At 41.8% G+C, this 18,987-nt stretch carries 18 protein-coding genes and 1 pseudogene; 4 read left to right on the forward strand and 15 right to left on the reverse strand.

Annotated features, from left to right (window positions below; genetic code table 11):
• Positions 1 to 215 precede the first annotated feature (215 nt).
• The 9 genes from Q0R52_RS04325 to Q0R52_RS04365 form a co-directional block, all read right to left on the reverse strand.
• The gene (locus Q0R52_RS04325) at positions 216 to 1,403 is read right to left on the reverse strand and encodes an aspartate aminotransferase family protein (protein WP_295792498.1); all 1,188 of its coding nucleotides are present in this window, start codon (positions 1,401 to 1,403) and stop codon (positions 216 to 218) included.
• A 112-nt stretch (positions 1,404 to 1,515) separates the two neighbouring features.
• Positions 1,516 to 2,034 (reverse strand): hypothetical protein, encoded by a 519-nt coding sequence (locus Q0R52_RS04330; protein WP_295792500.1) that lies wholly within the window; start codon positions 2,032 to 2,034, stop codon positions 1,516 to 1,518.
• Between the two features lie 9 nt (positions 2,035 to 2,043).
• A complete protein-coding gene (locus Q0R52_RS04335) occupies positions 2,044 to 2,781 on the reverse strand; it encodes a hypothetical protein (RefSeq protein WP_295792502.1) in 738 nt (245 codons plus the stop codon).
• 51 nt (positions 2,782 to 2,832) lie between these two features.
• A complete protein-coding gene (locus tag Q0R52_RS04340; protein ID WP_252787955.1) occupies positions 2,833 to 3,387 on the reverse strand; it encodes a sigma-70 family RNA polymerase sigma factor in 555 nt (184 codons plus the stop codon).
• An 82-nt stretch (positions 3,388 to 3,469) separates the two neighbouring features.
• Complete coding sequence (gene bcp, locus Q0R52_RS04345; protein WP_295792505.1) at positions 3,470 to 3,931, reverse strand: thioredoxin-dependent thiol peroxidase; 462 nt, start codon at positions 3,929 to 3,931, stop codon at positions 3,470 to 3,472.
• A gap of 2 nt (positions 3,932 to 3,933) precedes the next feature.
• Positions 3,934 to 5,652, reverse strand: coding sequence for a M23 family metallopeptidase (locus Q0R52_RS04350; RefSeq protein ID WP_295792507.1), 1,719 nt, complete (start codon positions 5,650 to 5,652; stop codon positions 3,934 to 3,936).
• 56 nt (positions 5,653 to 5,708) lie between these two features.
• A complete protein-coding gene (locus Q0R52_RS04355) occupies positions 5,709 to 6,320 on the reverse strand; it encodes a fumarylacetoacetate hydrolase family protein (protein WP_295792508.1) in 612 nt (203 codons plus the stop codon).
• A gap of 424 nt (positions 6,321 to 6,744) precedes the next feature.
• Entirely contained in the window at positions 6,745 to 6,978 is a 234-nt protein-coding gene (locus Q0R52_RS04360) for a hypothetical protein (protein ID WP_295792510.1), read from the reverse strand.
• Between the two features lie 74 nt (positions 6,979 to 7,052).
• Complete coding sequence (locus Q0R52_RS04365) at positions 7,053 to 7,499, reverse strand: T9SS type A sorting domain-containing protein (RefSeq protein WP_252787960.1); 447 nt, start codon at positions 7,497 to 7,499, stop codon at positions 7,053 to 7,055.
• A 254-nt stretch (positions 7,500 to 7,753) separates the two neighbouring features.
• Here Q0R52_RS04365 and Q0R52_RS04370 point away from each other — a divergent pair, with 254 nt between their 5' ends.
• Both Q0R52_RS04370 and Q0R52_RS04375 read left to right on the forward strand, forming a co-directional pair.
• The gene (locus tag Q0R52_RS04370; protein ID WP_295792511.1) at positions 7,754 to 9,706 is read left to right on the forward strand and encodes a KUP/HAK/KT family potassium transporter; all 1,953 of its coding nucleotides are present in this window, start codon (positions 7,754 to 7,756) and stop codon (positions 9,704 to 9,706) included.
• A 242-nt stretch (positions 9,707 to 9,948) separates the two neighbouring features.
• Entirely contained in the window at positions 9,949 to 10,746 is a 798-nt protein-coding gene (locus Q0R52_RS04375) for a phosphatase PAP2 family protein (RefSeq protein ID WP_295792512.1), read from the forward strand.
• A gap of 31 nt (positions 10,747 to 10,777) precedes the next feature.
• Here the strand turns inward: Q0R52_RS04375 and pdeM are convergent, their stop codons facing one another.
• Complete coding sequence (pdeM, locus tag Q0R52_RS04380) at positions 10,778 to 11,485, reverse strand: ligase-associated DNA damage response endonuclease PdeM (protein WP_295792514.1); 708 nt, start codon at positions 11,483 to 11,485, stop codon at positions 10,778 to 10,780.
• 49 nt (positions 11,486 to 11,534) lie between these two features.
• On the opposite strand from pdeM, the gene Q0R52_RS04385 reads away from it, so the two are divergent.
• Positions 11,535 to 12,701 carry a DUF418 domain-containing protein gene (locus Q0R52_RS04385; protein ID WP_295792516.1) on the forward strand — a complete coding sequence of 389 codons (1,167 nt, stop codon included), beginning with the start codon at positions 11,535 to 11,537 and terminating at the stop codon, positions 12,699 to 12,701.
• Here the strand turns inward: Q0R52_RS04385 and Q0R52_RS04390 are convergent, their stop codons facing one another.
• The 3 genes from Q0R52_RS04390 to Q0R52_RS04400 form a co-directional block, all read right to left on the reverse strand.
• Complete coding sequence (locus Q0R52_RS04390; RefSeq protein ID WP_295792519.1) at positions 12,702 to 13,592, reverse strand: response regulator transcription factor; 891 nt, start codon at positions 13,590 to 13,592, stop codon at positions 12,702 to 12,704.
• Positions 13,593 to 14,064: 472 nt separating this feature from the next.
• A complete protein-coding gene (locus Q0R52_RS04395; RefSeq protein WP_295792521.1) occupies positions 14,065 to 14,883 on the reverse strand; it encodes an SDR family NAD(P)-dependent oxidoreductase in 819 nt (272 codons plus the stop codon).
• Between the two features lie 161 nt (positions 14,884 to 15,044).
• Entirely contained in the window at positions 15,045 to 16,589 is a 1,545-nt protein-coding gene (locus Q0R52_RS04400) for a Do family serine endopeptidase (RefSeq protein ID WP_295792523.1), read from the reverse strand.
• Between the two features lie 310 nt (positions 16,590 to 16,899).
• On the opposite strand from Q0R52_RS04400, the gene dapF reads away from it, so the two are divergent.
• Entirely contained in the window at positions 16,900 to 17,688 is a 789-nt protein-coding gene (gene dapF / locus Q0R52_RS04405) for a diaminopimelate epimerase (RefSeq protein WP_295792525.1), read from the forward strand.
• 8 nt (positions 17,689 to 17,696) lie between these two features.
• On the opposite strand, the pseudogene Q0R52_RS04410 reads toward dapF, so the two are convergent.
• Positions 17,697 to 18,134 (reverse strand): annotated as a pseudogene (locus tag Q0R52_RS04410) (DUF1016 domain-containing protein); the annotation flags it as partial.
• A gap of 35 nt (positions 18,135 to 18,169) precedes the next feature.
• The gene (locus Q0R52_RS04415; protein WP_295792527.1) at positions 18,170 to 18,832 is read right to left on the reverse strand and encodes a DUF1016 N-terminal domain-containing protein; all 663 of its coding nucleotides are present in this window, start codon (positions 18,830 to 18,832) and stop codon (positions 18,170 to 18,172) included.
• Positions 18,833 to 18,987 lie beyond the last annotated feature (155 nt).

An 18,987-nucleotide genomic window follows, 5' to 3' on the forward strand; every position in this document is an offset into this window, starting at 1 on the left:
CCCAAAAAACATGCGCTTTTTCTAAATAATCCGGCTTTTTGACCAGAAAATGGCAATCAGGCACGTATTTTATATAGTAGTCACAAACTATACCAGTTTAATTCAAACTATAATTTTATGATTGTAATATTGTAGTGAGGCAAGCGCCGTGAGAACCGGCAACAATCCAGATAGTACCTGACTAGCAAATTACCGAAATAACAAATTCAAAAACTTCAGGAATAGAAAGTAACCGCTTCTATAATAACCCGACAAGCCTCTTCAATCTCATCTGCAGTAATTATTAACGGGGGCGCTATGCGCATGGAGTTGCTGCAATGTAAAAACCAGTCGGTTATTACACCATTTTCAATACAGCGGTCAATTATTTTTTTGTTGAGTTCGAAGCTTTCAAATTCGGCAGCCAGCATCAGCCCTTTTCCGCGTACCTGTTTAATGGCAGGGTGCACCAGCAACTTTTTAAGTAACGCTTCCTTTTCGGCAACACTGTCGATTAACTTTTCATCAAGCAAAACTTCAAGCGCAGCAAGCCCTGCGGCACAGCAAACCGGGTGACCGCCAAAAGTGGTTATGTGCCCAAGAATAGGATTTTCTTTCAGCGCACCCATTATTTCATTCGATGAGATGAAAGCACCCACCGGCATCCCCCCTCCCAGCGCCTTGGCCAATAATAAAATATCAGGCTCGATACCGAAATGCTGAAAAGCAAATAGTTTGCCTGTGCGACCAAATGCGGCCTGTATTTCGTCTAAAATCAACAACGTGCCGGTTTCGTTGCAGCGGTTGCGTAAGGCCTGCATATATGCTGTATCAGGTACGCGGATGCCCGCCTCGCCCTGCACAGTTTCAATAATTACGCAGGCTGTTTTGTTGGTGATGAAATCAAGATCGTCGACGTTGTTAAAGTTTATAAAACTTACACCGGGCAGCAGCGGGCGGTAGGCCTGCTTAAATTCTTCATTGCCCATCACGCTTAATGCTCCGTGTGTGCTGCCGTGATATGAGTTTTTACAGGCAATAATTTGATGCCTGTCCGTGTACCGCTTAGCCAGCTTCAACGCACCCTCAACTGCTTCAGCGCCCGAGTTTGTAAAATAAACCGACTGCAAATGCGCCGGCAACAGCGATACCAGTTTTTCGGCAAACTTAACCTGCGGTGTTTGCACGTATTCGCCATAAACCATCAGGTGCATGTATTTATCCAGTTGGATTTTTATGGCATTTACAACATAAGGATTGCTGTGCCCCAGGTTACTTACGCCAATGCCTGATATCAGGTCGATAAAGGCTTTGCCTTCTTTGTCATACATATAAATACCTTCGGCACGCTCAAATTCCAGCAGGAGCGGAAAATCAGTAGTCTGGGCATTATTGGCAAGAAAGAGTTGGCGAAGGGTGGGCATAGCGCAAAAATAAGTCTTTAGTCTTAAGTTCTAAGTCAAAAGTCTTATAATTTTCAGTTCCGAGACAAGGCTCACGAATCAGGACTATAGACTCAAGACTATAGAACTCCGACTAATCCCCTGCCCTAACGCTGCGCTCGGTGAGTATCCTCAGTGCTTCGTCGTTAAATTCCTTTTCACTTTTGTAAAGCACGCTCACCTTTTCGGGGGGTAGTATTTTATAGAACTGGTCGCGGTAGCGTTTTTTAATGTCCACCAGTTTAGTTTCATATTCAAGATCAAGATCAACCTGCTTTGCACCATCGGTTGAGGCGCTTGAATTGTTTATTCTTTTAAGGATTTTTACGGCGGTAAGCTCCTGGCTGTACTGGCGGTATAATGGCCAAAACGCCTTGGCTTCGGCTTGGGTCAAATCCAGGCGCTGGGCTAAAAAATTCTCTTTAACCACCTGGATCCTTTTACCTCCGGCCGGTTTCACCTGCGTCCGTGTAGATCGCTGGTTAAACCGCTGAACAGGGCTTTGCACCTGGTTAAATGGCTGTACAGGCACAAGTACACGGCGTTGCCCAAAGCCTTCGCGGCTAAGCACCATAACAACCAATACTAAAATATACCTTAACAGCTTACTCATCCTCCAATATTACTTAATTTTATTAACGTCCTGTTGCAGGGCATCCTCAAGGCTTTGATCATCTGCAGCAGCATCTGCAACTACAGCCTGCTGTGTGTCTGACGGGTCACTGTTTAACTCCAAATAGCTTTTTAAATCATCAACAGACACGCCTGAAAGCTGTTTGTGCAAAAAAGTACCGTTATGCTCAACAACCGAACCGGTAAGCTCGCTTAATAATATGCCGCCGCCAAGGGCAATTGTAACACAAGCTGCGGTAGCATATTTAAAAAAGTTCGATGCATATAACCTTCTAACAATTCCGCCACTGGGTTTAGCAGTGCCCTCGTTGACAGTTTTATTTAAAATGCTTTCGCTAAGCTTATCAAAATATCCCTCGGGCACCGCAAAATGTTCTGCCGGTTCGCCTAAGGCTTCTTCCACAAAAATGCGGCTTTGTATCTGCTGCTGCAGGTTATCAAAATAACCTTCGGGCACGGCAAAGCCATCTTCATCGCTGTTCAGCGCACTTTCTATTGCTATCCTGCTTTGTATATTACCGGTAAGTTCCTCAAAATATTTGTCGGGAACCGTAAAACCGTCTGAAAATCCCTTGCTTTTTAATTCATCTAAATTCCTGAATGCTACAATCCGATCTCCGAGGTCGTCAAAATAACCGGCCGGCACTGTAAACGGATTAGCAGGATTAATCTGTTTAAGTGACACGTATTCGTTTAGCCAATCTTTATTTTCCATTTCACTCTTCATATCTTACCTATAGATGGAACAAATTTCAAAAGGTTTAAAATTTATTTAAATTTAATCTCTACCCAGTAAATGTGCCTCAATTTTTTTTACCGCAAGGTGAAAAGAGGCCTTCAACGCACCCACACTCGTCCCCAGCACCTGCGATATTTCTTCGTACTTCATGTCTTCGTAATACTTCATGTTAAATACCAGCTTCTGCTTTTCGGGCAGGGTTAACAAAGCCTCCTGTAGTTTACGTTGTGCTGCATCGCCGTTAAAGTAGGTAGAGTCGGCAAGCGTATCCGCCAGGTCATAAGGCATATCATCAAGCGATATGTTATTTTTTTGCTTCTTCTTATTCAGGAAGGTAATGCATTCGTTGGTTGCAATACGGTACATCCAGGTGTACAACTGCGCATCGCTGCGAAAGCCCGCCAGGTTTTTCCAAACCTTTATAAATATATCCTGCACAAGGTCGTCGGCATCATCATGGTCAATTACCATGCGCCGTACGTGCCAGTATATTTTTTGCTGATATTTTTTTAGCAGCATGTTAAATGCCTCGTTCCGGGTTTTCTCGTCCTGGAACTTGCTTAAAATCTCTGCGTCGTCAACCTCTATTGGCATGTAACAATAATTAATCGTTAATTTTTATTAGCTGCTTATTATTTATCAAAACAATAATAATACTTTTCTTAAATAATTCGTGCTATTGCAGTAAATCAAGTACCTGCTGTGATGAGTTTTTCGTATCAACCTTTTCAATTATTTTGCTGATGTTGCCATCGGCACCAATAATAAAAGTTTTACGTGCAGTACCCATATACTTTTTTCCGTACATATTTTTCTCAACCCAAACACCGTAAGCCTCATTAATGTTTTTATCTACATCGGCAATCAGCGGGAAAGGCAGGCTATACTTGGTTTCAAATTTCTTATGCGATTTTTCGGTATCGGTACTAACGCCTATCACCTGGAACCCTTTCCCCAGCATTGACTGGTAATTGTCCCTGAAACTGCAGGCCTCGGCAGTGCAGCCCGGGGTATCGTCTTTAGGATAAAAATAAAGGATTACATTTTTGCCTATAAAATCCGATAATGACACGGCTTTGCCGTTTTGGTCGTTCGCGGTAAAGTCCGGTGCCTTATCGCCTTCTTGAAGTGTTGCCATGTTTAACGGGTAAATGTTGCTGTGAAATTTTTACTGTTGTTTTTATAATCGGTAACAGTTAATTCAAATATATGTTTACCGGGTGCAATATCGGCATTAAAGCTATAACGCAGAACTTTTGTTTTAAAATCCCATTCCATCAGCACCCACTTGCCATCAATTTTACCCATGTATGTTTTTATGCCCGAAAGGTTATCACCTATTCTGAAATATATCCCTTTAGCCGAAGCCAAATTAGCACCATCTTTGATGTTTGCCGGTACAATCGTTGGCGGAACGGTGTCTATCTTTATAAAAAAATCCCCGAAAGTATGAGGCTGGGCTTTAATGTAGCCATCCTGGAACGTTCCGACAGCCATAGCACCCTCGGTACTCACAATTACAGCTTTATCAGCAAATTTACCAATGCTGCTGTCGGGTTTTATCCAAAGGTCGTAGTTGTCGTGTATAGGAGTAAACCTGTTATGGATGGCATAGGTAGCCGAAAAAGCACCGGGGCGCCTTGGTAGTACCGCGTAAGTGAAATTCAAATCGTCGTAAAGGTTGCCCGGCTTAACCTGCACCTTCACTTTATCGCTGTTAAATTCGTTTACTTTATCGTAATGAAATAGATTGCCCGCCGCTTTAAATACTTGCGCATTGGCTTCGACACGGCCAGATTTTACCTTTAGCGTTAACGTCGACGTGTTTCCGGCAACGTCCTTAACAACATAATCCACATCGTGCACTTCGCCATCGTTGAAAGTAATTATCCCCCGGTTTACTGATTGCGGGTAGAGCGAGATTTTACTACCGGGCAAAATAAAACACTTTTGCACCCAGCGGCGGGTTTTCATCAGTTCAGGGTAATCAATATAAGCGTTTATGGCATGTGTTTGGTCGAACGCGAAGCGCTCAACGGCAAAAGTGTACACCGTTTTGCCGTCTATTTTCAACTCGCACGAGTAAATGCCATTGTGATTTGGCGATACACTGGTCATATCGGTAGTGCTTAAGCCAAAGCCTATTTGCCCGGTTAAGTTTAATATTTGTGGTTTTGCTAAACGGTAACTTCCGTTGCTGCCGGTAACTGCCAAAAACTGGCGCGGAGTTTTTTCGCTGAACGGATTGCCGTCCAAATGATAAATACCAACAGATGTAATTGCCGGCGGTATTTTGTCAGGAATGGTTAAACCGAACAATTGAGGGTTAACGGTTTCTTCCGTTTGCGTGTCCCTTATTTCAAAGTGCAGGTGGGGACCAGCAGATGCCCCCTCGTTGCCCGACATGGCGATAACATCGCCCTGGCAAACCAGCATTTGCAATGGATCGAGCTTAAAATCAACCTCGAAGCTTTGCTGTTTGTATTGTTCGTCGCGTATCAGCTTTTCCATAGCCGGGGTAAACGTTTTCACGTGCCCGTAAACCGTAGTATAGCCATTTGGATGAGTGATGTAGATGGCGTGTCCGAAGCCGCCAAACTGTATCCGCAGACGCGATACATAGCCATCGTAAGCAGCATACACCGGGTAGCCGGTAGTTTGATTAGTTTTAAAATCGAGCCCTGAATGAAAATGAGCTCCCCGTAATTCGCCGAACGAACCGGCTGTAGATGGCGGTAAATCAAGCGGGTAACGAAAAAAACGTTGAGGGTATTGGTGGAGTTGTATTGGACTTTGAGCCAGCACATTAAAACAACAGCAGGAAATTATTAAGAGGGTAACGATATACTTTTTGCTCATTAACGTTTTTTTCTTTCGGACTTTACTGACTTTTCGGACTTTACTGACTTCTAAATCTACTTCACTAAAAAGTCAAGCATCTTTTCATCTTCGAGGTAGCCTTCCAGCCTGTCGCCAACATTTACTTTACCAACGCCCTGTGGTGTGCCGGTATAAATCAGGTCGCCTTTTTTTAGGGTGATGTATTTTGACACAAAGGCAATGATGTACTCAAACGAAAAAAGCATATGCGAAGTATTGCCCTTTTGCCTGGTTTCTCCATTAACATCAAGCTTAAAGTTTATGTTTTTCAAATCGGCAAATTGTGATTTTGAAACAAAGCTGCTTACCGGTGCCGAGCCATCAAATGCTTTGGCCAGTTCCCATGGCAGCCCCTTTTCCTTGTGTTTTGATTGTATATCGCGTGCAGTAAAATCAACGCCAAGGCCAACTTCTTCAAAGTAATTTTGTGCAAATTGCTCGCTGATGTGCTTACCTTCTTTGCTAATTTTTATCACTATCTCAATTTCGTGATGAATGTCTTCCGAGAAATCAGGATGATAAAAAGGTTTGTTCTCCTTCAGTAAAGCAGTTTCCGGCTTCATAAATATTACCGGCACACCCGGAACAGGATTGTTCAGTTCCTTGGCATGCTCGGCATAGTTGCGGCCTATGGCAATTATTTTCATAACGCCTAAATTAAACTAAGATTTATAGGATTTTTCACAATTTTTTATTTTTTTCAAAGGCGTTCAAGAAGACTTCGCCGTTGAAAGATTTTAGGATTTTTTTATTGTAGAGCCATTCAATTTGTCTGTTACAAAAGCAATCTTTCGGGATTTTGCCGGTTATCCCAAAACACTAAAAGTTCGATATGGTCTGTCCTAATCCTATAAAATAAACTCACCTGTTTTACAATGACACATTTGTGTATATCTGCAGCTTTTGAATATGGATAAAGAAGTGGATTATTACTGATATGCTGTAACACGATTTCGGTTCGTTCGATAAATGTTGTTATTTCCTTTATCGTCCATTCCTCATTAAGGTACTCAAGCGTATTTGCAAAAGTAATTTTGGCCCGTGGCGACCAAATGATAGAAGAAGATTGTATCATTTACCTAAAAAGCGACTCTTCATTTCAGCCATCACCTCGTTGTGGGGAATACCTTCGCCCCTATCAAGTTCAGCTTTGGCGATATTGATAGCTTGTTTCGCTTCAGACGGAAGTTCGTCCCAAAAGTCATCATCCGATAACCCAACTAACGATTTTATTTCGTTAAGCAAAAAATCGTCGTCACTTTGAATAATTTTTTCAGCTATCTGTTGTTTTATTACGATGTCCATACTGAATAGTTTATGTAAAGATAGATAACTATTTCATCAAAAAATAATTGGAGAATTTGTTTGAGACAAGAACCTTAGTTAAGAACAAGTATCCTCTTAATCACCGACTCAGTACCGGCAACAATTTTCAAGAAATAGAAACCACGGCTCAATTTGCTATTTAGCTGGTAGTTGAAATTTCTTTCACCGGGTTCGGTGCGCTGGTTGTATAAAGTTACAATTTCGTTTCCCAGTACATCCATTACCTTGATGGTAACGGTTGAAGAACGCGAAATTTCATACTTTAAATTTATCTGGTCGGTAACCGGGTTGGGGTAAACCTGTACGTTAGTTAAAAGCTTATCGTCGTTTTTTGTAACAGAAACTTTTGTGGTTGATATAACGGCCGGTTTTATCGGGGGCATTACCAAATGCAAACTATTTCTGAATGTTGGAGTTTTTGAAGCGTGCGGTCTTAAAAGATGAATGATACTTGTATCGGTTTTTTGAAAGCTCATCGCGTTCGAAAAGGCAAAACTCATAAAGATTGCTATCGCAATTATTATGACCCGTGAATATTTATAGGTAGATTTTTGCCTCATACAGTATATTAATTACAAAAGTATAAATAAAGCTGTCATCAATTTAAATACTTATCATTTTCTAATACATTTTAACAAAATTTAACAGTAGAAGGTTTAATTACTGCTCTAAATTTAACCTTTCTTTTGCTAATATTTATTATTTAATCAGTTAATTGTAATTTTTAATACTTTTGGGGCTTTGAAAGTATAACGTGTCGAATCATAAAGATCTGCAAAAACTAACGGCCGCGGGGCTGTTGATAAGTTTAGGAATAATTTACGGTGACATCGGTACCTCCCCACTGTACGTATTCAAAGCCATAGTTGGCGATAGAACAATTTCTGAAACTTTAATATTAGGCGGCGTTTCGCTCATATTCTGGACGCTGACGCTTCAAACAACTTTAAAATACGTAGTAATTACACTACGTGCCGATAATAAAGGCGAGGGTGGCATTTTTTCGCTTTTCTCGTTAGTTAGGCGCCGCGCAAAGTGGCTTATAGTACCTGCTGTTATTGGTGGTTGCGCATTGCTGGCCGATGGCATTATCACTCCTCCAATTACCATTTCATCGGCAATTGAAGGTTTGCAAACGTCGTTTCCGCATTTGCATACTATGCCGATTGTTATAGCCATTATCATCTTCCTGTTTATTATACAGCAATTTGGCACGTCCCTGGTTGGTAAAGCTTTCGGACCTATGATGTTTATTTGGTTTACCATGATGGGCGTTTTGGGGGTTGCTTTTATCATCCAGTCGCCAACAATATTTAAAGCGTTAAACCCTTACTATGCTTTTCAACTGCTTACAAGCCACGCACCCAGATCACACCCGCTAATAATTATTGGTGCAGTATTTTTATGTACCACCGGGGCCGAAGCTTTATATTCTGACCTTGGCCATTGCGGTCGTAAAAACATCCAGATAAGCTGGATATATGTGAAAACCTGCCTGGTTTTAAATTATCTTGGCCAGTCTGTTTGGCTATTGCAGCACAATGGTAACGTGATGGATTTGAACCTGCATAATCCATTTTATGAAATTATGCCACCGTGGTTTTTGTATTATGGTATCGGTATCGCTACCGTTGCTGCCGTTATAGCCAGCCAGGCGTTGATATCGGGCTCGTTTACGTTAATTGCTGAGGCAGTACGCTTAAACTTATGGCCCAAAGTGCGTATTAACTATCCGTCGGAGCAGAAAGGGCAATTATATGTACCAAGCGTTAACTGGCTGCTTTGCGCCGGTTGCGTCGGAGTAGTATTGCTTTTTGAAGAATCGGCGAAGATGGAAGCTGCCTACGGTTTAAGTATCACTGTTGCAATGCTGATGACTACCATACTGGTAGCTAACTTTTTACGACGAAAAAAACTGCCAACCTATATCGTGGGTATATTCCTGGTGGTTTACCTGCTTATCGAGGGTACGTTCCTTACCGGTAACCTGGTTAAATTTGTAAATGGCGGCTGGTTTACCTTATCGGTTGGTTTCTTCCTGTTCACCATTATGTGGACGTGGCACACCGCCCGTAAAATTCGTAACCGTTATGTTAAGTTTATCGAGATTGAAGACTACTTCAGCATACTTAAAGAGTTAAGCGATGACGAAACCGTACCTAAATACGCATCGCAACTGGTTTATTTAACCAGCGCCAATTTTAATTCAGAAATCGAATCGAAAATAGTTTACTCCATTCTGCAGAAGCAACCCAAACGCGCCGATGTTTACTGGCTGGTGCACGTTGATGTGGTTGACGAGCCTTACAAAAAAGAATATGAGGTTGATTTCCTGGTGCCAAACAAGGTAATAAGGGTTGACTTTAAACTGGGTTTCAGAGTTGAGCAGCAGATAAACCTGCTGTTCAGGAAAGTGGTTGAGGACCTTGTTAAAAAAGGTGAAGTGGATATTACCAGCACCTACAAATCATTAAACAAGCATAAAATTGTAGGCGATTTCAGGTTCGTTGTTATCGAGAAGGTTTTATCGCGCTCGCACAACTTATCGTTTTACGAAAGCTTTATCATGGCGTTTTATAAAGAGCTGAAAAAAATCAGCTTATCAGAAGAACGTGGCTTTGGGCTCGATTTAAGTTTTGTGACAGTTGAGAAAGTTCCGCTAATGCTTGCTGCCCCGGAGACTGTTGTAATACATAGGGTGCTTTAATATTGAGTTTTCCCGGCTTCAATTTGCATATCAACAATCTCAACTTTTAATAATTGCATATTTTCGCAAGGTTAAAACCACGGCAGTTGCACTAGTAACACGCTGCATTATTCAGGATTACTACAGATTTGAATAATATTTTTACTTTATTTGGAGTTTTAATGTAGGCTTTATTAAGTTTTTATTAATTTATGATAAACTTAATAAGCTGAATATTGTTAAGTTTTGAAAATATTAGCCCATTGAGAAATATATTATTTGCTTTATTGTGTGTTATTTCGTTTGAAGCCGGTGCGCAGGTTAAAGATACCACGAAAAAGAACATTGCCGACACTATAAAGAAAGACCTTTTAACAGCGCCCGATACAGTAAAACATCTGCACAGTAAAACTGCTGCCCTTGTATTTCCTGCGGTCCTTGCCGGATATGGTTTTGTATCAATGATAGTTCACCCGGTACGCCGGTTTGATTACTATGTAAACAATAATTTCAATAAATATTACCCTAAATACCCCGGCAGCATTGAAAACTATATGCAGTTTGCGCCTGTGGCAATGGTGTATGGTTTAAATCTTGTTGGCGTTTCGGGCAAAAACAGGTTTATCGACCGTACAGCATTACTGGGCCTTTCGGCGGCATTTGCCGGTGCATCGGTATACGGATTAAAAAACATAACGCATCGTTTACGGCCAAACAAAGCCAATTATCTGTCATTCCCTTCCGGACACACTGCGAATGCCTTTATGGGCGCTGAGTTTTTAGCACAGGAATATTCGGACAAATCACCGGTTTATAGTATTGTTGGCTACTCATTTGCTATAACAACAGGGATAATGCGCATGTATCACCGCGACCACTGGTTTAGCGATGTTGTTGCGGGCGCGGGTTTTGGTATACTTTCAACAAAAGCAGCATATCTCGTATACCCTTATGTACGTAATGCTTTAACCCATACTGATAAAAATGGCAAGCATACTACCATGATTATGCCTATGTACCAGGATGGCGTGAAGGGGCTTTCATTTGCCATGCAACTATAGATAAATTTCGATACAGGCTTGTCGTGTTTCTTTAATCTATCGCTAACACTTTATCCTTTGCTATCGCAAATATCCTATCGGTTTTATTGCTGCGGATTGCTACCCTGCCCGTAAATTTGCCAAACGAAGGCAGTACAACCTGCCGGATTCCAAAAGCGAAACATGGTAATGTTATAGCCTGCCGTGCCCTGCCTACCAGTTGCACACCGGGGTGAATATGTCCGCAAAATACGTAGCCTTCAGCTTGCTTTAACGCTGCGCTGGTAAGTGGATGGTGCAGCATCAGAAATGGCCCCACAAGTAATTCTTCGTAAAGCCGGATGTTTAATTCAAGGTAGTGCCTGTCATCAATGATGTCGTGATTGCCGCGCACCAGGATAATTTCCAGTTTAGGGAACTGGCTGCGCCAGAGAATAAACCAGTCCCAATCGGCATTAATATCGCTGTGAAAAAAATCGCCCAGAAATATCAATTTTTCGGGCTTATGTTCAAAGATTAAATCCGACAGGACGCCCAAATCATTCTGTTCCATATCACGCGGCACGGCAATCCCGGCTTTGCGAAAATGCCCCACCTTGCCCAAATGCACGTCCGCGACAATCAAAGCCTTTTCCTGTTGCCAGTAAATAGCCCTTTGCGGTAACAATAATAAATCCTGGTTTAATAAATTGAAAGAGACTCCCCCACCCGTTATCATCAGGCAAAAGTAGCAAATGTGGATATATTTTTTTTGAGCCATTCCGGATATTTAATATTAATTTAGTTGTTCACTCCCCGGAAATTAATTTATGCCCCAACCTGATTTTAAGCCGATTGAAGCAAGCAAGCGACTCCCCCTGATAGACATCTTGCGCGGTTGGGCGCTATTGGGTGTAGTTGTAATGAATTACGGCGAGTTTTATTTCATCGGGCTAAGCCCGCACCATCAAAGTAGCAAAGCCACCGACTTACTGATAACTATTGCAAACGCCATGTTTTCATCAAAATCATGGACATTACTTAGCTTTTTATTTGGCTATGGGTTCGCGGTTATCATGCAAAATACCAGGCTGAAAAATGTAAACAGTAATTCATTTTTTATAAAGCGAATGATTTGGCTGCTCGTACTCGCCTTTATTGACAGCGCTTTCTTTTTTGGTGATATACTTAAAGATTACGCATTTTTAGGATTGATACTGTTACTTTTCAGCCGGTGCAGCGCCAAAACATCACTCTATATCGGCGCTGCATTATTTTTAGTCACACCTGTGATAAATGGTATTGTTGTCAGCCTGGCCGGAAATTTAGATATTGGCATATTAGCCCCTTATTTGCCGCTATATAAAAGTCATTCGCTGTTAAATGCATTGTGGTTTGGCTTAATTGGCACCTGGAAAGGCCAGGTTACCGATTTAAATCTCGGCGTTACTATCCACACCGTAATGTTTTGCTGTTTTTTAATTGGCCAGGCCGCCCAAAAATCAGAATTCTTCAATAAAATTGAAATTAATAAATCCTTCATCAAAAAAACGTGGCTGGTTTGCTTAATATTGATACTTACTGATTCTACGCTCGTGCTTACCGTTAAAAAAGTTGCCGACATGCAGGACTATTTAAACCTTGGCTATTGGTGGGTAATGGTTGCCATGACATTTACCGCTACATCAATTTGTCTGTTGTACATGTCAGGTAAGCTTAAAATGATATTCAGCGGCTTGCAGGCAATGGGTAAAATGACGCTAACTAATTATATGGTACAAAACTTCGTCAGCATTATTTTATTTTCCGGTTTCGGTTTTGGTTTCGGCCTTACACACAGGCTGCCTGCACCATATTATTACCTGCTGGGCTTGATGGTTTTTATTTTACAAATCTTTATAAGCAAATGGTGGCTGCGTAAGTTTTATTACGGCCCGGTCGAGTGGGTTTGGAGGCAACTTAGCTATGGGAGGCGGTTGCCCGGTAGGATAAAATAATTAATTCACCACTCCCTTTTTATATTGATTAGGACTGACCCCAACCTCTTTTTTAAACAACCGCGAAAAATACGGTAGATTGTCAAAGCCCAAAGCGTACGCTGTTTCTGCAATGTTATTATCCGAGCCTTTCAAGAGATTTTTGGCTTCGGATACCAGGAAGATATGAATAAGCTCTATTGCGGTTTTGCCGGTTTCTTGTTTTAACATATCACTCAAATAGCGGGTGGAAAGGTTAAGCTGATCGGCCATCATTTTTACGGTCGGCAGTCCTTTTTGTGCGAGCAGCCCGTTGCCGAAATAAAGGTTCAGCGCATCATTAAACTTCGAAATCACCTTACCCGACATATCGGTACGGTTAATAAACTGCCTTTTATAAAACCGCTGTGAATATTTTAAGATCGAATCGATATGCGCAAGGATAATGTCGCGGCTGTACTCATCCTGGTTATTGTTGTATTCGGTCTCAATTTTGCGATACAACTCCCAAATTATCTGCTCTTCTTTTGGCGATAGGTGCAGCGCCTCGTTGGCTTCATATTCAAAGTATCCATACTTTTTAATATCATTATGCAGCACATGCCCGTTCAAAAAATCCTCGTGGATATAAATCAAAAACCCATCTTCCTCAAACTCCAGGTTTTTTAACTGGATAACTTGCCTTGGCTTAACAAACGACATGGAACCCGAATCATGGTCGTACTTAGTGCGCCCGTATAAAAACACGCCCGATTTTAGCTTTTTAAAACCAATCATGTAAAAATCGCCGGTAAACTCCGTTTCCCCTATCGAACAGGTTGTATTACACTGTAATAAACTAAGCAATGGGTTTTCTGGTGGCGGGAAACCGTTTGCGCGGTGCAGCTCGGCAAGGCTTTTAAAATGCTTCATGATATCAAAATTACGTTGTTGAAATTTGCGATGGGTAATTGGTTTGTAATAGTTAAACAAAAATATCGGACACCGAATAATAAAAGGTTGAATGATGAAGTAACAAACTTCGGCGTTGGATATTCAATGCCATTTACTTAAGCCCCACATGGCCTATCTCCGCTGGTTAAGGGGAGAACGTTACACAATCACTTTTATAGTTGTCAAAAAACGTTGCTGTTCACAGTGGAACATATAGAACAGGGTGGAACAGCAAAAATCTACAAATTTTAATAAAAAGTGCATTTACGGGTCATTATGATGGTTTTTTATCTAAAATATTCGCGAAAAATGATAAAAATACTGACAAAACAGTGTCAGCATTTTTATCATCGTTTATGTTATATTAACCGTGTCGCAAACCATTGCCATTTATCTCCTTGAGTAAACGACATTGCTTGCACATTAATTACTCCATATTCAATTCTTTCATTCACTTCCCGTGCGCAGCCGAAGCAACCTCGTCCCACGCTTCCCATTCAGCTATGCGACCGGCATATACCTGTTTTACCCATGGCAACGCAACTTTACCTAAAAACAAACGAAGCGGCGGATTATCCGCATCGACCAATTTAAGTACAGCATCAGCCGTTGCTTCCGGAACACCGAATATATCATCAGTTAATCCTGCCTGGAAAGCAGCTTTAACCGGCTCATAAACATCCATTGGTGTTGTGCTCGCTGCAGAGGCGCCTGCCCAGTCGGTAGCAAAGCCATTTGGCTCAATAAGGCTAACATTTATCCCAAAGCCCTTCACTTCGGTGGCTAGCGTTTCTGTCAAACCTTCAACTGCAAATTTGCTGGCATTGTACAGCCCCAGTACAGGAAGGGTAACAATACCCAACACGCTCGATACCTGGATAATATGGCCATGTCCCTGCGCACGCATCACCGGCAACACAGCCTGTGTTACCCACAACAAACCAAATACATTAGTTTCAATCTGGTCGCGGGCCTCTTGCTCACTTGTTTCCTCAATAGTACCAAAAAGACCATAACCAGCGTTGTTTATCAGCACATCAATAGTACCGAAATGTTGTTTCGCTTGCCCAATCGCTGCGAAAACCTGGTCACGATTATTAACGTCTAATTGGATAGGAAGTATTGCATCGCCATAAGCTGCAACCAAATCATCAAGTGATTCAGTATTGCGTGCTGTTGCAATTACCTTGTCGCCGCGTTTTAAAAATGCTTCGGCCCAGATTTTCCCAAATCCGCGTGAAGCTCCTGTTATAAAAATTGTTTTTGCCATTGTTTTACTTGTTAATTTATAAAGCAAATCTATGGCGGCCCGGTCAGACGGATTTATACAAAAGTGGGGAATACTGATACATTTTGGCGGGGAAAACTACTCTCGAAAAACAAAAAACCCGGCGCACGGCCGGGTCTTTCCATTCAATCAATATAAAATCATTATTCTACCTGCAACGCAACTCTCAATTTGGTACCATCAGGCGATAAGCCTGATATTACCAATATGCCATTGCGCGGGTTGGTTAACGCACGATCAAGGTCATCAACAGTAGCAATAGGCTGCCTGTTAATCTGGGTAATTACCGAGCCTTCGGGTATTTCGGTGTTATCAAACAAGCCACCTTCCCTAACCTGGGTAACCAGCACGCCATTGCTTACATGGAACTTAGCTTTTTGCGCAGCATTCAGCGGCGTAAAGCTTGCGCCTATTTTATTAAATAACTCTTCGCCCGATTTGCTAGCCGCCATTTTTGGCGTACCGGCATCGGCCTTAAGCGTTACAGCCAGGTTTTTCTCTGCACCATCACGCAATACGGTAATATGTACTTTATCGCCAGGGGCTAAACGACCAACGCGCTCCTGCAAATCTGATGATTCGTAAATAGTATTGCCTTCAATTTTGGTGATAATATCACCGCCTTTTACGCCGGCAGCTTCGGCCCCACTGGCAGGCATTACATCTTTAACATACAAACCGAAGTTGCGGCTTACATTATAGTCCTTTGCATTGTCCTGGTTAAGTTCAGCAAAAGTTAAGCCCAGGTAGCCACGTTTTACAGTGCCAAATTTTTGGATGTCATCCAATACCTTTTTGGCAAGGTTGATGGGGATGGCAAAACCATAGCCTTCGTACGAACCTGTGTGCGATGCAATCGCGGAGTTAATACCGATCAGTTCGCCGTTGGTATTTACCAACGCACCACCGCTGTTGCCGGGGTTAATGGCAGCATCGGTTTGAATAAACGACTCAATAGCTTTATTGGTGCGTGGTTGGCGGCTTTGATATTGGGTACGACCGAAAGGGTTTTCCTGCTCGTCTTCGTTACCTATCAAATTTAAACCACGGCCTTTTGCACTAACAATACCGGCTGTAACGGTCGATGTCAATTTAAAAGGATTACCTACTGCCAGCACCCATTCGCCAACTTTAACATTGTCTGAGTTGCCTAATTTTACAATTGGCATGTTGTGGGCATCAATTTTAATCAACGCCAGATCGGTGTTCGGGTCGGTACCAATTATTTTGGCCTGGTAGGTTTGATGGTCGTTGGTAACGATGTCAATTTTCTCGGCCTTATCAACAACGTGGTTATTGGTCACGATGTATCCGTCCGGAGAAATAATTACACCCGAGCCAGAAGCCATTTGCGGACCGGATGGCCGCACGCGCTGACCGAACATTTCGCCAAACATTTTTTGCATCTGGCTTTCCTGCTGATCGCTTTGACTCGCGTAGGTAGTGCGGATATAAACAACCGCAGGGGTAACAGCTGCTGCAGCTTCGGTAAAGTCAACCTGCCCTGCCGATGACAGGTTAGTTGCCGAAGTTGATGGAGTTAAATGATTACTTGTTGCGTAATAAACCTTTTGTTTATCCTCAAAGCTCATGTTGCTGGCATACTTGTTTTCAATAACCTTGTACGCACCTAAAGCCATGGCCCCGCCAACAAAGGCAGTCAATAATGTTAAACCAAACTTTTTCATCTTTCTAATTGTTTTTTAATGGTGATGAAGCTATCATGAGTTGTTTTGATTTGTTTTTATCGGCAACTCATGATGGTTTCATATTATCACTTTTCTTTTGATGTTATTTTTCTGTGAAACAAATTTAATACCATATAGACGTTATAACCAATGTTAAGTTATATGTATTTTTGTTAAATTTTGTTAAAATTAACAAAACAATAAGCCGATACATTCATATACGTAAATGTATTGACGTGCAGATGATTAATTAAGTTACAAAACATCCGCACATTTGCATATTAATTATTCATTGTAGCAATTAAATACCGTGTTAATACATTTTTATAAATACCAGGGGGCGGGCAACGATTTTATCTTGGTTGATAATCGCGACAATGCTGTAAACCATCAAAATCCGGGGCTTATTGCCCGTTTATGCGACCGCCGTTTCGGCATCGGTGGCGACGGTATGATGTTTTTGCAAAACCTGGAAGGCTATGATTTCGAGATGGTTTACTACAATGCCGATGGCCAGCCAAGCAGCATGTGTGGCAATGGCGGCCGCTGTATTGTGGCCTTTGCCAAACACCTGGGTATAATTGACACGGAAACAAACTTTTTGGCAGTTGACGGCCCCCATTATGCCAAAATTTCAGCAAGTGGCGACTGGGTGAGCCTGCAAATGATTGATGTAGACACTATAAAGCGCGATAACGGGGCCTATGTACTTAACACCGGCTCGCCGCATTACATTACGCTTGCCGATAATCTGAAAGATAAAAACGTTTACCAGGAGGGCCGCGCCATCCGCAATAATGATACTTACCGCAAAGAAGGCATCAACATAAACTTTGTTGAACCATCCGGCGATGGCTATTTTGTGCGTACCTACGAGCGCGGCGTTGAAGACGAAACCTTTGCCTGCGGAACCGGCGTAACAGCCGTTGCACTTGCCATGGCCAAACACAATAACCAAACCGGCCACATCAACACCCCCATAAAGGCTTTAGGCGGCGATTTGAATATCCACTTTGATTACGACGGGCAAAAATTTGAAAGCATATTTTTGGAAGGGCCTGCGGTGAGGGTGTTTGAAGGGGAAGTTGAGATTGACTAACAGGTATGTTATTCGGTTTTATTATTTTCCAACTCATTTTCAATTTCTTCAATAGTTGGCAGGCTTCCCCTAAAATTCTCGGGTATCGATTGGGTTAGTTCGTACTCAGCAATTCCTATAGGTTTGTTAATATCCCGTAATGAATATTCAGCCACAACTTTATTCCGTTCCTTGCATATCAAAATTCCGAGCGTGGGATTATCGCTTTTATGCTTCATCAAATCATCAACCGCACTCAGGTAAAAATTAAGCTTGCTGGCATATTCCGGTATAAACTTGCCAGTTTTAAGTTCAATAACCACGTAGCTTCTTAATTTCAGATGGTAAAACAGCAAATCGATGTAAAAGTCGTCTCCGCCAATTTCTAAATGGTATTGCCTGCCAACATAGCTAAAACCGGCGCCTAATTCCAACAGGAATTTGGTGATATGATTTACCAGCGCATCTTCAAGGTCTTTCTCGAAATACTCTTCAGATAAGTTTAAAAAATCAAATTTGTAAGGTCTTTCAACATCTCCTTAGCCAAATCGCTGTGGAATGACGGTAAGGTTTGGGTGAAATTTGTCACCGCCTTTCCTTGTCGGTGGTATAATTTATTTTCTATTTGGTGAACGAGGACATTTCTGCTCCAACCATTTTCTGCGCTTTTTTTAATGTAAAAAATACGTTCATCACTATCTTTTACCTTGTCCATAAGAGTTATGTGATGGTACCATGTCAATTTTGCAAGCGGCACTTGCAAAATTGAGGTGCTTTCTAATTGTGCAAGCGGCCCTTGCACAATTGCGGAACTTTCTAATTGTGCAAGCGGCACTTGCACAATTGAATTTTCGTCAATCTTCAATTGTGCAACCATTGGTTGCATAAATTCAGGATAAGCGTCGGCAAAAGCCCTCATATATTTAAGGTTCCGCGCCGAGGTACCCTTCATATCAGGAAACTCCCGTCGTAAATCATTTGATAATCGCTCGATAACTTTAGTCCCCCAACCTTCAGTATTTTGCTGCTCCAAAATTATATTGCCGATTTTCCAATACAACATTAACAGGTGTTGGTTAACAGAAATAGCGGCCCTTAACCTGATTGTTTCAATTTCGGTTTTAATTTGGGCTATTGCTGCGGCGTATGTATTTTCCAGGGACATGTATTTCAATGATAAATAATAGTAAAATTAACAAAAACGAAAGGCCAGGCAATATAACCTTCGAATTTCATTTCACCTCCATCCGCAGCTACCATGAACTATCAACAATGAACCATGAACCCCCACTGTTAACAACTATTTCCCAAAAAACATTT

This window comes from Mucilaginibacter sp. (genome assembly GCF_025359345.1).
Classification (GTDB): domain Bacteria; phylum Bacteroidota; class Bacteroidia; order Sphingobacteriales; family Sphingobacteriaceae; genus Mucilaginibacter.